This window comes from Nocardiopsis protaetiae (assembly GCF_045446735.1).
Classification (GTDB): domain Bacteria; phylum Actinomycetota; class Actinomycetes; order Streptosporangiales; family Streptosporangiaceae; genus Nocardiopsis; species Nocardiopsis protaetiae.
Genome location: NZ_JBJJBV010000058.1, coordinates 15,733 through 28,918, shown reverse-complemented (window position 1 = coordinate 28,918; position 13,186 = coordinate 15,733). Strand labels below are relative to the sequence as shown.

Annotated in this window: 8 protein-coding genes; 2 read left to right on the top strand and 6 right to left on the bottom strand. The window is 74.5% G+C overall.

Features of this window, described 5'->3' with window-relative positions; translation table 11 throughout:
• Window positions 1-134 precede the first annotated feature (134 nt).
• The 5 genes from ACJOT3_RS11840 to cobT form a co-directional block, all read right to left on the bottom strand.
• A complete protein-coding gene (locus tag ACJOT3_RS11840; RefSeq protein ID WP_406971876.1) occupies window positions 135-1,505 on the bottom strand; it encodes a GGDEF domain-containing protein in 1,371 nt (456 codons plus the stop codon).
• A 561-nt stretch (window positions 1,506-2,066) separates the two neighbouring features.
• Window positions 2,067-4,634, bottom strand: coding sequence for a GTPase (locus ACJOT3_RS11835; RefSeq protein ID WP_406971874.1), 2,568 nt, complete (start codon window positions 4,632-4,634; stop codon window positions 2,067-2,069).
• Window positions 4,631-6,529 carry a dynamin family protein gene (locus tag ACJOT3_RS11830; RefSeq protein WP_406971872.1) on the bottom strand — a complete coding sequence of 633 codons (1,899 nt, stop codon included), beginning with the start codon at window positions 6,527-6,529 and terminating at the stop codon, window positions 4,631-4,633. The genes ACJOT3_RS11835 and ACJOT3_RS11830 overlap by 4 nt, the downstream gene beginning before the upstream one ends.
• Window positions 6,530-6,593: 64 nt before the next feature.
• A complete protein-coding gene (cobA, locus tag ACJOT3_RS11825; RefSeq protein ID WP_406971870.1) occupies window positions 6,594-7,874 on the bottom strand; it encodes a uroporphyrinogen-III C-methyltransferase in 1,281 nt (426 codons plus the stop codon).
• 232 nt (window positions 7,875-8,106) lie between these two features.
• Window positions 8,107-10,560: a nicotinate-nucleotide--dimethylbenzimidazole phosphoribosyltransferase gene (gene cobT / locus ACJOT3_RS11820; RefSeq protein ID WP_406971868.1), complete on the bottom strand. Its 2,454-nt coding sequence runs from the start codon at window positions 10,558-10,560 to the stop codon at window positions 8,107-8,109.
• 480 nt (window positions 10,561-11,040) lie between these two features.
• Between cobT and ACJOT3_RS11815 the strand changes: the two genes are divergently transcribed.
• Window positions 11,041-12,126 (top strand): peptidoglycan recognition protein family protein, encoded by a 1,086-nt coding sequence (locus tag ACJOT3_RS11815; protein WP_406971866.1) that lies wholly within the window; start codon window positions 11,041-11,043, stop codon window positions 12,124-12,126.
• A 117-nt stretch (window positions 12,127-12,243) separates the two neighbouring features.
• Window positions 12,244-12,828, top strand: a complete 585-nt coding sequence (locus ACJOT3_RS11810; protein WP_406971864.1) for a GNAT family N-acetyltransferase — start codon at window positions 12,244-12,246, stop codon at window positions 12,826-12,828.
• 24 nt (window positions 12,829-12,852) lie between these two features.
• On the opposite strand, the gene ACJOT3_RS11805 is transcribed toward ACJOT3_RS11810, so the two are convergent.
• Window positions 12,853-13,140 (bottom strand): DUF6504 family protein, encoded by a 288-nt coding sequence (locus tag ACJOT3_RS11805; protein ID WP_406971862.1) that lies wholly within the window; start codon window positions 13,138-13,140, stop codon window positions 12,853-12,855.
• Between the last annotated feature and the right edge of the window lie 46 nt (window positions 13,141-13,186).

The window sequence follows — 13,186 nt, the reverse complement described above, 5'->3', positions numbered from 1 at the left end:
GGTTCGTCAGGGGTGGAGGACTGGGCGGAACGATCCTGGTCGAAGTACATATATTCACGGTGCGTGACGAACCGGCCGCGCGCAACGACTTTCTGAGACCTGTGGAAAACTCCCCCGCGGGAGCGGCCCGGACGTCAGGCGTCCGCGATGCCCTGCGGCCGCTCCGGCGCGGCCGGTGTCCCCCGGCCCTCGCGCGGCTCCGGGACCTTGCCGTCCTCCCGGCCGTCCGGCAGGCACACCCGGTTGCGCCCGGTCTCCTTGGCCCGGTACAGCGCCAGGTCGGCGGCGGTGAGCAGCTCCACCAGGTCGTTGCCGTGTTCCCCGACCACGGCCAGGCCGACCGACACGGTGACGGTGACCTTGAGCTTGTCCACCTCGATCTCCATGCACCCCACCTCCACGCGCAGGCGTTCGGCGGCGTGCCAGGCCTCGCCCACGTCGGAGCCCGGCAGCAGCACCACGAACTCCTCCCCGCCGAACCGCCCCAGCAGGTCGGACTGGCGCAGCTGGTGGGAGATCGTGGTCGCCACCCCCATGAGCACCTGGTCGCCGAAGAGGTGCCCGTGGGTGTCGTTGACCCGCTTGAAGTGGTCGATGTCGATGATGAGGACCGCCGACCGGTTGCGCGAGGCACGGGCCCGGGCGATCTCGATCGAGGCCTCCTGCTCCCAGGTGGGCGCGTTGAGCAGCCCGGTCTTGGGGTCGGTCCGCGCGGCCGTCTGCAACTGCTGGTACAGCAGGCTGCGCTGGAGCAGCAGGAGCGGCGGGAGGGCGATGGGCAGGAGGAAGAGGGAGATGTTGGCCAGGACCGCCACGACGATGCCCATGCACACCTCGGCGGCGTCGACCATGAGCACTTCGCGGTCCCACATCGGGGGCGGCTTGCGCTTGGTCCCGCTGCTGGCCCGGATCGCCAGGGTCACGGCGCACGCGTTGAGGAGGGTGAACATCATGCAGCAGACGAGGGCGACCAGCACACCGGGCGCGGACTGCAGCAGGCCGGACACATCGGCGCCCCCCTGCAGGCCCTGGCCGAGGTCCCGGGACACGAACGTGTGCCAGACCACCGACACGATGAAACCGGACAGGCCCACGGAGACGACGTTGAACACCCGCCGGTGCATCAGCGTCTGCCGGGTCCGCCACTGGAGGAGGAAGTAGATCGGGATCGGGATGAGGAACGAGTAGACGGGGGGCAGCAGCAGGACGACCGGGAACCACCAGGCGCCCAGCAGGTCCTGGTTGAGCCCGGCATGCTGCGCCGCGCCCAGGCGCCGGTTGCCCTCCACGCAGATCATCGCGCCGGCCGCGAGGAACACGAACACCAGGAGGTCGTCGTCGGAGAAGGGGGTCAACGCGAACGCCACCCCGCACAGGAACAGCGCGGCGACCAGAAGCAAGGACATGTAGATGATGAGGCCGACGGGCTCCTGGAAGAACGGCCAGCGCGACCGCCCGATGACAGACCGTTCGGCCGACGTCACCGGCTTCTCCGAAACACTCACTCCCCCACCCTCCCTTCACTCTCCATCCTCCGCACCGCCTCCCCTTCCCCTTCGATCCCTTGGTCGCCCCCCATGGTTCTCCCTTCGACGGGCATTTCTCGCCCGGCGTTCCCCTACCGTGCCACTCAGTGACGACCTCTGGGTAGCCCTGTTCCCAAGAGGTGACCTTCAGGCCCGGATCAAGACGGCACCCTACCACTTTACATTACTTTGAGTAATAGGTTAATTGCTCAATGTATGGATGTGGAACCCGGAGCACCCGAGCACCGCGAGGAACCTCGTACCAAGGTGGGGTCTGGTCAGAATGTGCGTTCTGGGGCATTCTTCTCTGGGGCCCGGAGTCACCATGTGATCGCTGTGCGTCTCCCCATTGGACGCTCGGTATTCCTGGGCACCAACCCGCCCAACCACCGTCCCGAGGAGGACCAACAGATGACCGATGGCAACTGGACGTGGACCTGATCCCACGATGAGGCCCGGGGGCGGTCGGCTCGTCGCCGCCCGCCCCCGGGCCGTGTTCTCATCGGCGGCGGTCGCTCGGGGCGGCCGCCGCACCCGCACTCACTCCGTCGCCGTCGGCGCCGCCACCTCGTACGCCGCACGGAACGCCCGGTAGCGCGCGAGCTCGGCCTCCATCGGCTCCACCACACGTGCCACGGCGATCTCCCGCACCTTGGCCTGGGCCGCCCGTTCCACGTCCTCCCGGCGCTGCACCGCGGCCACCTCCACGAGGTTCCCGCAGCCGACACCGGTCAGCCATCCCACCGCGAGGGCGGCGACGACCAGGGCGGAGGCGTAGACCACGAACACCGCGTCGTCGAACATCGCGATGCCGGTGATCCCCCCGCCCAGCCGGCTCACCAGCGCCACGAGCGCCCAGGCCAGCCCGATCCCGGCCACGGCCAGCAGCGCGAACTGCATCGACCGCGCCATCCGCCACCACGACGGGCTCTGGTCGGGGTCGCCGACCGCGGACGACACCGCCCCGCCCAGCTCGGCGGGCAGCCCGGTCACCGCCGACCGGGCGGCGGCGCGCATCCGGCGCCGCCACGGCGCGGGCATGTCCTCGGACACGGTGTCGGCCGCCTCGGACAGGACCGTTTCGAGCTCGGCCTCGTGGGCGTCCACGGGCCCGCCCAGCACCTGGTCGCCGTCCTTGCGCAGGAAGTCGAGCTGCACGGCGGCCAGCGGGTCCTTGCGCAGGCGGGCCGCCCGGCGGGCGACCGGCCAGCCGACCCGGCGCCGCCCACGGCGGACGTCGTTGGTCTCGACGGCGTCGGCGACGGCCGTGACCGCGGCCGCCCGGGCCAGCCCTTCCTGAACGCGCGAGCGCACGTCGGCGGGGACGTTCTCGGGCACCGGGGCCTCGCCGATGTACTCGGCGTAGGGGGCGACGACCTGGTCGAGGTCGGCGACGAGCCGGTCGACGAGGGCGCGCCGGTCCCGCACCGTCTCGGCGAGGTACTCGTGCAGGTCGCGGATGCCCTGCCCGGTGAGCGTGGAGGTGGTCAGCACCCGGGGGTGCACCCCGGACTCCGACTCCAGCAGGCGGCGCAGGTCGGTGAGGAGCTCCTTGAGCTCATCGGGTTCGACCTTGTCCACCTGGTTGAGCACCGCGACGGTGACCGCGCCGTGCCCGGCCATCTTGGCCAGGTAGCGGTGGTGGACGGCGGCGTCGGCGTACTTCTGCGGGTCGAGCACCCAGACGAGCAGGTCGACGGAGCCGATGAGCCGGTCGGCCTCGGCGGTGTGCATGCTACGCACCGAGTCGTGGTCGGGCAGGTCGAGCAGGACCAGTCCGGTCAGCTCGGAGTCGCCCGAGTCCAGAACGCTGGTGCGCGAGTGGCGCAGCCGCGTGGGCACGCCGAGCCAGCTCAGCAGGGGGTCGGCGCCCTCGTGGCCCCACACGCAGGCGTGCGCCTGGGAGGTGGTGGGCCGGGTGATGCCGGTCTGCGACAGCTCCAGCCCGCACAGGGCGTTGAACAGGGACGACTTGCCGCTGCCGGTGCCGCCCGCGAGGGCGACGACGGTGTGCTCGGCGGACAGCCGCAGGCGGGCCCCGGCGTGGTCGAGCAGTTGCCCGGCTCGGGCGGTGATGTCCTGCGGCAGGTCGCCCTGGCCGAGTTCGGTGAGGGTGGACAGGGCGTCCAGCCGCTCGATGAGTTCGGCGCGGGTGGTGTTCCTGGTGTGCTGCCAGGAGTCGTGGGTGGTGGGCCGGTACTCCTCGTCGGGGTCGGTGCCCGCGGCGGTCCCCGCCGCCGTGGATCCCGTCGGCCCCGCCGTCGCGGGGTCCACGGCCCGGAAGGACCCGGAGACCGCGGAGGGGCCGGGGACACGGCGGGGCAGCGGCTCCGGACCGTCGTCGCCGGTGTCGGCGGCGGCGGGTTCGGCGGTCTGCTCCGAGGGATCGGCGGGTTCGGGAGCCCAGGGGGCCGCCTCCGCACCGGGGGCCGCGGCCTCCTCGGGCGCACGGTCCCGGGTGCCGTCACCGGCCGCCGTCTCCTCCTCCGCGGAGGTGCGGGCGGCGCGTTCCACCCGGGCGCGGCGGCCCGCGGCGGGGACGGCGGCGAAGACCCCGGTGTTCCCGGTGCCCCCGCCGGTGCTGCGCCCGGCGATGCGCGTGTCGTCGGCGGCCTCGGCGAGGCTGCCGACCCAGCCGGCCAGGCCGTCGGGGTCCTCGTCGGCGGACTCCGCCGCCGGCCCGCCCGTGTCGTCGGCCCTGCCCGACGCGTCCGGTTCGTCCGGCGTGCCCTGGGCGTCCCGGGCGTCCGGCGCGGTGCGCGCGGCCGCCGTGTGGCGCGCGTGGCGGCCGCTGCGGCGGCCCCTGGCCCCGGTGTCCTCGGACACGGCGTCGCCGTCGTCCTCGGGAGGCTGAGGGCCCTGGGAGCCCTGTGGGGCCTCCTCCGCGGCGGGCTCGCCCTGGGCGGCCGACGCGTCGCCGGGGTAGGCGGAGATCCCGTCGTGTGCGGGTTCCTCCGCCTCCCCGGCGGGGCCGGCGTGGTCCGGGTGCTCGGGGACCGGCACGGTGTAACCGCGCCAGGGCCCGTTGCCCGTGGGCGCCGGTGCGTCCCCGTCCGGGGCGGCGTCGGTGTCCCCGTGCGGCTGCGCGGGGTTCCACTGAGTCGTCATCGTGCTATCTCAAGGTTGTACGTGGCCTGGTAGAGCTGGACGGCGGCGTCCTCGGAGGGGATCCCCGCCGACGCCAGTGCGGTGTCGAAGGGGACCCGTTCGCGGTCGAGCAGGCCGTTGATGCGGGCGATGAGGTTCTCCCGCGCCTTCGCGCCGATGCTGCGCAGCGACTGCGCGCCGAACAACCCCTTGAGCAGGCGTTGCGGGGACGGACCGGAGGGCTCGGCGGCGTGCGCGCCGCCCCCGGAGCTGGACCGCTCGTAGCCGAGCAGGTCGATGATGAGGATCAGGGTGACGATGTCGCGGTCGAAGGTGACCAGTCGGGCGACGGAGCGCTTGGTGGCCCCGGCCTCCCCGGTCATCTCGGCGATGTCGCGCTGCCACTCGCCGATCTCCTGGCGGATCTGCTGGACCAGCAGGCCGGTGCCGGGCTGGTTGAGGGCCTTGGTGGCCAGGTCGGTGCCGCCGGGGACCTCCCGCCAGACGCTTTCGACCTCCTCGGAGGCGCGTTCGCAGGAGGACACCACGAGGGCCTCGACGGCGTCGCGGACGGCGCGCTCCAGGGCGGCCACCCGCTGTCCGCGTTCGGCCTGCTCGGCCCGTCCCGTCCGGCGGGAGCGCCGGCCGCGCGGGCGCAGGCTGCGGGCGAGTTCGCCGCTGGCGGCGACCTCCTGCCAGCGGGCGATCAGCGAGCCGCGCAGCAGGGAGCCGTCGCCGAGCCCGGTGCCGATGCGCGCCCGGGTGTCGGCGTAGGCGGTGTCCACCGCGGTGGCCATCACCCGCCCGGCCTCGATCTGGGTCTCCACCTGGCGGGCCAGCTCGGGCACCCGGGTGCGGAAGCTGTCGATGACCCCGATGAAGGTGCGCCGGGAGACCCGGTCGCGCTGTTCGGCCTCGCCCGCCACGTCCGCGAGGAAACCGCGGATGTGGTCGGCGACGTTAGAGGTGAAGCGTTCACCCTGGATCTGGTCGGTCTCGGGGATCGCGAACCGGGCGGCCGAGCCCAGTCCGTTGGCCTCCAGCATGGCGCCGAAGTGGTCCAGGAGCCTGCGGCGGCCCCGGCGCGGCACCCGGGACAGCACGACGGCCATGGAGGTGTCACGATCGCGGGCGACCTGGAGGAACTCCCACACGCGCGCGTCGGCGTAGCGGCTGCTGGTGGTGACGAACACCCACAGGTCGGCGGCGTCGAGGAACTTGGCCGCGAACTCGTGGTGGGCGGCCACCGCGGAGTCGACGTCGGGGGTGTCGAGCAGGGCCACGCCGGGGGGCATGGCCTCGGTGGCGGCCAGGACCAGCATGCCGTCCTTGCCGGGCATGGCCAGGCCCTGCTGGCGCACACGTGGCAGGGACGGGATGAAGGAGGCCTCGCTGAACCAGTCCACGTCGGCGGGGTTGCACGCCAGGACGGGGCTGTTGGTGGTGGGCCTGCGCACGCCGGTGGTGGTGACCTGTTCGCCGACCAGGCTGTTGACCAGGGTGGACTTGCCCGCTCCGGTGGATCCCGCGACCGCGATGAGCAGCGGGATGTCGGGGCGGCGCACCCGGGGCAGCACGTAGTCGGCGAGCTGGGCGAGCACGTCGGCCTGTAGGACGCGCCCCTCCTCGGCTCCGGGGAGGTCGTCGGCGAATCTGAGGTCCCGGATCTGCTTGCGCAGGGATTCCAGGACCTGCTCGAAACGGTCGTCCTCCGGAGCGGGGGCACGGTGTTTGGCGGGTCCGGCCGGAACGGGGACGGTGGGCCCCCGCCGGGCCTCGTTGATGGCCCGGGGGTCTCCCTCGGGCGGCGGTCCGGAGCCCTGGGCGGGCTGGTCGGAGGTGGCGGCCGGTCCGGTACCGAACCGGTCCGCGGGACCGGAACCGGTGGTGTCCGGCGCGGCCGACGGCCGGGTCATGATCGGTATGCCCTCCTCATCGGTGCTGGCGTCCCTCCGGGCTGGCGACGCCATTCGGGGGGTGTTATGGGAGATCGCGCCCGGTCGCCAGTCGATGGGTCTCGAACTGGTTCCCCGTGTGCAGTATGTCAAGTTCCCGCGCTGTTTGGACCACTTCCCCGATGATCACCACCGCGGGGGGCCGCACTCCGGCCTCCGCGGCCGAGTCGGCGATGGTGGCCAGCGTACCCGTGACCGTCCTCTGCCCGGGCAGGGTCGCCTCCTGGACGACGGCGACGGGCGTGTCGGCGGAGCGCCCGTGGGAGATGAGCGCTTCGGTGATCGCGGCCAGGCGTTCGACCCCCATGAGGGCGACGACGGTGCCGCCCGCGCGGGCCAGGCCCGCCCAGTCCACGGTGGACCGGGGGTCGCCGGGCGCGACGTGGGCGGAGACGATGTGGACGTCCTGGGCGACACCGCGGTGGGTGGCGGGGATCCCGGCGGCGGCGGGCGCGGCGAGCGCGCTGGTGACGCCGGGCACGGCGATGACGGGGATGCCGGCGGCGGCGCAGGCCGCGGCCTCCTCGCCCCCGCGTCCGAAGAGGAAGGAGTCGCCGCCCTTGAGGCGGACCACGAACCTCCCCTGCCGAGCGCGGTCGACGAGGACCCGGTTGATCTCCTCCTGCTTCATGGAGCGGCCGTAGGGGATCTTGGCGGCGTCGACGATCTCCACGTCGGCGGGGAGCCGGTCCAGCAGGGAGGTGGGGGCGAGCCGGTCCACCACCACGACGTCGGCCTGGGAGAGCAGCTGCCGTCCCCGAACCGTGATCAGACCGGGATCACCGGGGCCGCCGCCGACCAGGGCGACGCCGGTGAGGCGCTCGCGCCCGCGGCGGGCGTCCAGGGTGCCGTCGGCCAGGCCGTCGACGATGGCGTCGCGCAGTCCGGCGGAGCGGCGCGGGTCGCCGGAGGCGACGACGCCGACGGTGATGCCGCCCTCCTGGCCGCTGGCCGGGGTCCAGGCCGCAGAGGCGTGCCGGTCGTCGGCGCGCACGCACCAGATGCGGGCGGCCTCGGCCTCGGCGGCGACGGCGGCGTTGACCTCGGCGTCGTCGGTGGCGGCGTGGACCAGCCAGTGGGCGGGGGCGCCGGGTCCGGCGACGTCGCCGGGCTCGTAGGCGCGGGCGACCCAGGTGATGCGCCCGGCGTCGGCGAGGTCCTCCAGCGCGGCGGCGACGGCCGGGGCCACCACGGTGACCCGGGCCCCGGCCTGGAGCAGGACGGGGACACGGCGTTGGGCGACGCGGCCGCCGCCGATGACGAGGACGTCACGGTCGTGCAGGCGCAGGCCGAGGAGATAGGTCACGGGGCGCACCCCTTCGGTCGTCGGTTGCGGCGGGCCCCGGCGACGGCGGCGGGGCACCGGCGGGGCCGTCACCTGGCACAACGCCGTGACGCCCGCCGGCATGGTCGGCGATTGCTTCAAATTACCTTGTCAAAGGGGTATTACGGGGAGATGAAGCAGGCCGCGGGGAGAATGTGAGACCGCCCGCACCCGGCAGGGTGCGGGCGGTCTCGGTGGTCGGCGGACGCCCGGGTCAGTGCGCGGAGGAGACCCCGGCGTCGTCGAAGGTCGCGACGTCGCGCAGGGCCCGGGCCGCGCCCTGGAGCAGCGGCAGGGCCAGCAGCGCCCCCGACCCCTCGCCCAGGCGCATCTCCAGGTCCACCAGCGGGCGCAGGCCCAGGTGCTCCAGCACCAGGGCGTGGCCGGGCTCGCTGGAGCGGTGGCCGGCGAAGTAGGCGCCGGTGGAGTCGCCGGAGATCGCCGCGGCGGCCAGGGCGGCCGACCCGGCGATGACGCCGTCGAGCAGCACCGGGACGCGCAGGGCGGCGCCGCCGAGGATGAACCCGGCCAGGGCCGCGTGCTCCAGCCCGCCCAGGGCGGCCAGGGTGCCGATGGGGTCGGCCGGGTCCACGGGGTTGGCCGCCAGGGCGCGGCGGACCACGTCGACCTTGTTCTCGAACATCGCGTCGTCCACCCCGGTGCCGCGGCCGGTGGCGTCCTCGGCGGCGGCGCCGGTGAAGGCGCAGATGAGGGCGGCCGAGGGGGTGGTGTTGGCGATGCCCATGTCGCCGGTGATCAGGCAGCGGTTGCCCGCGGTGACCAGGTCGCGGGCCACCTCGATGCCGCTCTCCAGGGCCTGCATGGCCTGGTCGCGGGTCATGGCGGGCCCCTGGGTGATGTCGGCGGTGCCCCGGGCGACCTTGCGCGACAGCAGCCCGGCGGCGTGCGGCAGGTCGCCGACCACGCCGACGTCGATCACGGTGACCTCGGCGCCGACCTGGGCGGCGAACGCGTTGACGACGGCCCCGCCGTTGAGGAAGTTGTGCACCATCTGCTCGGTGACCTCCTGCGGCCAGGCGGTCACCCCCTGGGCGTGGACGCCGTGGTCCCCGGCGAACACGGCGACGGCCGCGGGCTCGGGGATGGGCGGGGGGCATTCCCCGGCGAGCCCGGCGAGGCGGACGGACACCTCTTCCAGGATCCCGAGGGAGCCCGGCGGCTTGGTCATCCGGTCCTGCCGGTCCCGGGCCTCCTCCACCGCGCGGGTGTTCAGGGCTCCGATGGCGGCGATGGTCTCCTCCAGCAGGGTCGTGGGCTCCTGGCCGGGCAGACCGCGTCGACCGTAGCGGTCGTGGTGCACCGCCCAGGACAGGGGGCGTCCCTTCACCCAGCCGGAGAGGCTGAGCTCGGGTTCGGTGGGGAACTCCTCGACGTGGCCCAGGCACAGGTAGGCGACGACTTCGAGGTGGGAGGGCAGGTCGAGGGCGGCGGCGACGTCGCGTTCGTCGGCGAAGCCGACCCAGCCCACGCCCAGGCCCTCGGCGCGGGCGGCCAGCCACAGGTTCTCCACGGCCAGGGCGGCGGCGTAGGAGGAGCTCATGGGCCGGGCGTGGCGGCCGGGGGTGTGCCGCAGTCCGCGGGTGGGGTCGACGGTGACCGCGATGTTGAGCGGGGCCTCGGCCACGGCCTCGACCTTGAGCCCGGAGAAGGCGCGGGCGCGGGTGCTGGGCAGGGCATGGGCGTACTCGTCGCGTTCGCGCCGGGCCAGGTCCAGGACGCGGCCGCGCAGGTCGGGGTCCTCGATGACCAGGAAGTCCCAGGGCTGGGAGTGGCCGATGCTGGGCGCCCGGTGGGCGGCCTCCAGGACGCGGGTGAGCACCTCGTGGTCGACGGGGTCGGGGAGGAACCCGGTGCGCACGTCGCGCCGGTCGTGGATGGCCCGGTAGACGGCGTCGCGCGCGGCGTCGTCGTAGGCGTGGTCGGGCCGTTCCGACGGGGTGGCCGACTCCGCGGGGGCGGGCCCCGTGCGGGCCGGCTCGGCGGGGGCCGGTTCCGGGGCGGGTCGGACCGCCGCGGGTCGGGGCGGCTGTGCCGGGTGCGGCTCGGGGTGGGGGAGGGCCGCTTCGTGTGCGTGCATGCTCTGTTCTGCTTCGGTGGTCGCGGGGGTGGTGTCCGCGGGTGTCCCGTCGGCGGTGGCCGCCGGGTGGTGGGCGTGTTCCGGCGTGGTGGTGTCCGCGGGCCGGTCCCCGGCCCGGGGGGCGGGGTCGGGCGCGTTCCGGAAGGGGATCACGTTGGGCCGGGCCGGCGGCGCCGGCGCGGGCTCGGCGGGCGGGTCGGGCTCGGGAGCGGGGGGCTCGGCCCGGTCGGCCGGCTCGGGCCGCGGCGCGGCGGGGGCCGGGGCCGGCGGAGCGGCCGGGGGTGCGGGCGGTGCCGGGGGCTGCGCCGCCGGAGGCTGGACCACAGGGGGCTGTGCCACCGAGGGCTGTGCCGCCGGGGACGGGGCGGGGCGGATACCGGGGGCGGGGTCGGGCCGCCGGAACGGGTTGGCCCCCGCCGGTCGCCGGGGCCGGGTGCCGCGGCCGCTCTCGGGCAGGCCGTCGAGCAGGCCGCCGAGCGGTCCGAGTCCGGGCGCCCCGGTGGTCCGGCCGTGCGAGTCCTCGCCGCCGGAGCCGCCGTGGCGGGATTCCTCGCGGTCGTCCTCGGTCATGATCGCCCCCCGTGAAGATGTGTCGACTGCCCGTTCCCACTGCTCGTTCCGGTGTTCGACCGGCAAGAGTAGCCTGCGGCGGTACACCGCTCGTACGTGTCCCCGGGCCTTGGGCGGATCGCCTCTCGACCCCCTTGCCCAAGCCCCGCACATCACCGTCAACTGTGCCAGAGCCACCCGGAGGGCGCGCGGGCGGCGTCCGTTACCTCCCGTGTCATCCCAGGTGGAAGCGGATTTCGGCGGACTGCGGAAAGTGCCGCGGGGCGGCGGCGGGCACCGGTGGACACCGACGGCGGCACACCCGGCATGCGGCTTTCATCGCCCGGTGTCCGGTGTTGCGGAACGGCGCGTCCGGAACCGGCCAGCGCTCCCGCCCCTTTTCACGCACGGATGGTTACCCACCGTGGTCGGACCTGTGCGAGAGTGGCTGGGCCCCTGCCCCCGGGAACCCCCATCGCGCATCCGAAGGAGACGACCCGCATGCGACGACGCACGTTCCTCACCGGTGCCACCGCCGCGGCCGGACTGGCCGCGCTGGGCGGCGTTGCGGCGCCCCGCACCGCCCTGGCCGTGGGGGACGGCACCGTTCCCCGCGTCCTGGCGGAGACCGCCCCCGCCGGCTCCCCCGTTCTCACCGAGCGGCCGTTCGACGTGGTCACGGTGACCGGCCGCCCCGGCGCCCACGGCGCCATCCGGTTCCGGACCCCCTCCGGCACCGGCGACTGGGAGCCCCTCCACCTGCACGCCGAGGGCCGCGAGGACGACGCACCCGTGGGCTCCGCCCTGGTCCGCGCCCCCGAGGGCGCCACCGGCTACGAGGCCGACATCGCCGGGGACACCGCCGCCGTGAACCTGTTCGACGGCGAGGGCCTGCGCGTCGGCGGCCCCGAACGCACCTCCCTGTCCGCGCGGGAGACCCGCTCCGCGGACCTGCCCCTCCTGCGCCTGCGCACCCGAGCCGGATGGGGCGCCGACGAGTCCTGGCGGTTCGACGACGAGGGCGACGACCTGTGGCCCGCGGTGTTCCACCCGGTGCAGGCGATCACCGTGCACCACACCGCCATGGCGACCACCGGCGACCACGCCGCCGACGTGCGCGCCGTGTACTACCTGCACGCGGTGCAACAGGCCTGGGGCGACATCGGCTACCACCTGCTCATCGACCCCGAGGGCGGGGTGTACGAGGGCCGCCACTCCGGTGAGGACGGCGTCCCCGTCTTCTCCGGCCTCCCGCTGCCCGGCCGGGCACGCTCCGTCACCGCCGGGCACGCCTTCGGGGTCAACCACGGCAATATCGGCGTGTGCCTGCTCGGGGACTTCACCGACGCCCTGCCCACCCGGGCCGCCCAGGACTCCCTGGTGCACGTGCTGAGCCTGCTGTGCGCGGTGACCGGGGTGGACCCGCGCGCCGGGATCGACTACACCAACCCCGCCACCGGTGACGTCACCCCCGGCCCTGCGCTGGGCCGGCACCGCGACTGGCTGTCCACCGAGTGCCCCGGCAACGCCTTCGCCGAGGTGTTCGACACCGCCGTCCGCGACCGCGTCGCCCGCGGCCTGGTCTGAGCCCTCGCGGCCCGAACCCCCGCGATCCGAACCCCGCGGCCGGTGCTCCCGGCGCCGGCCGCGGAGCACGCCCTACGCTTGTGGAACCGAGTCCTGTGAACCCGGGAGAGTTCCCCGATGACCGCCCTGCGACCGCCGCACCCCGTCCTGCCCTCCGTCGTCCTGGAGACCGAGCGGCTGCGCCTGCGCGCCTTCATCGAGGACGACATCGACGACGTGTACGCCGCCTGTAGCGATCCGGGCCTGCAGGCCTGGCTCCCCCTCCCCCGCCCCGACGTCCCCTACACGCGCGCCGACGCCGAGCAGTGGTGCCGGGAGATCGCCCCGGGGATGCGCACCGGCGGCGAGGGCCAGCAGTGGGCGGTCACCCTCAGGGACGGCGGCCGGCTGGTCGGCGCGGTGGGGCTGGTCCGCGTGATGTGGCAGGCGATGAACAGCGAGATCGGCTACTGGGCGGCCCCCGCCGAACGCGGCCGGGGCCACGTCACCGAGGCGGTGGTCGCGGTGTCGCGCTGGGCCCTGGACCAGGGGTTCCAGCGGCTGGAGATCAAGGCGGCCACCGAGAACACGGCCTCGCGCCGGGTGGCCGTGAAGTCCGGTTTCACCCTGGAGGGCGTGGAGCGCAGCGCCATGCCGCTGCACGGGGGCCGCCGCGCCGACCTGGCCGTGTACGGGCTGATCCCCGCCGACCTCCACGGCTAGCCGGATCGCGGCGCGCCGCCCGCCTCACCCCCACACCCGGGACAGCGACCAGGTCCCGGTGGCGGTGTCGTGGCGCAGTTCGTACACCCCCTCGGAACCGGCGGCGCCGGCCTCCAGCCGCCAGTGCTCGCTGCGCGGTGTCAGGGGGCCGCGCGAGGGCCGCCACCCGTCCTGCGGCGTCACCCAGTGGTCCATGATCCGGCGCACGCCGTAGACCCTGCCGTTCCAGGTGAACCGGGCCGGCCGGCCCGCGTCCACCACGACCGTCACCTCTGTCCCGTAGTACCTTCCCACGACACTTCCCCTCGGCATCGACCCCTCCGGCCCCGCATGTGCCCGCCCGTGGGGAAGATACGGA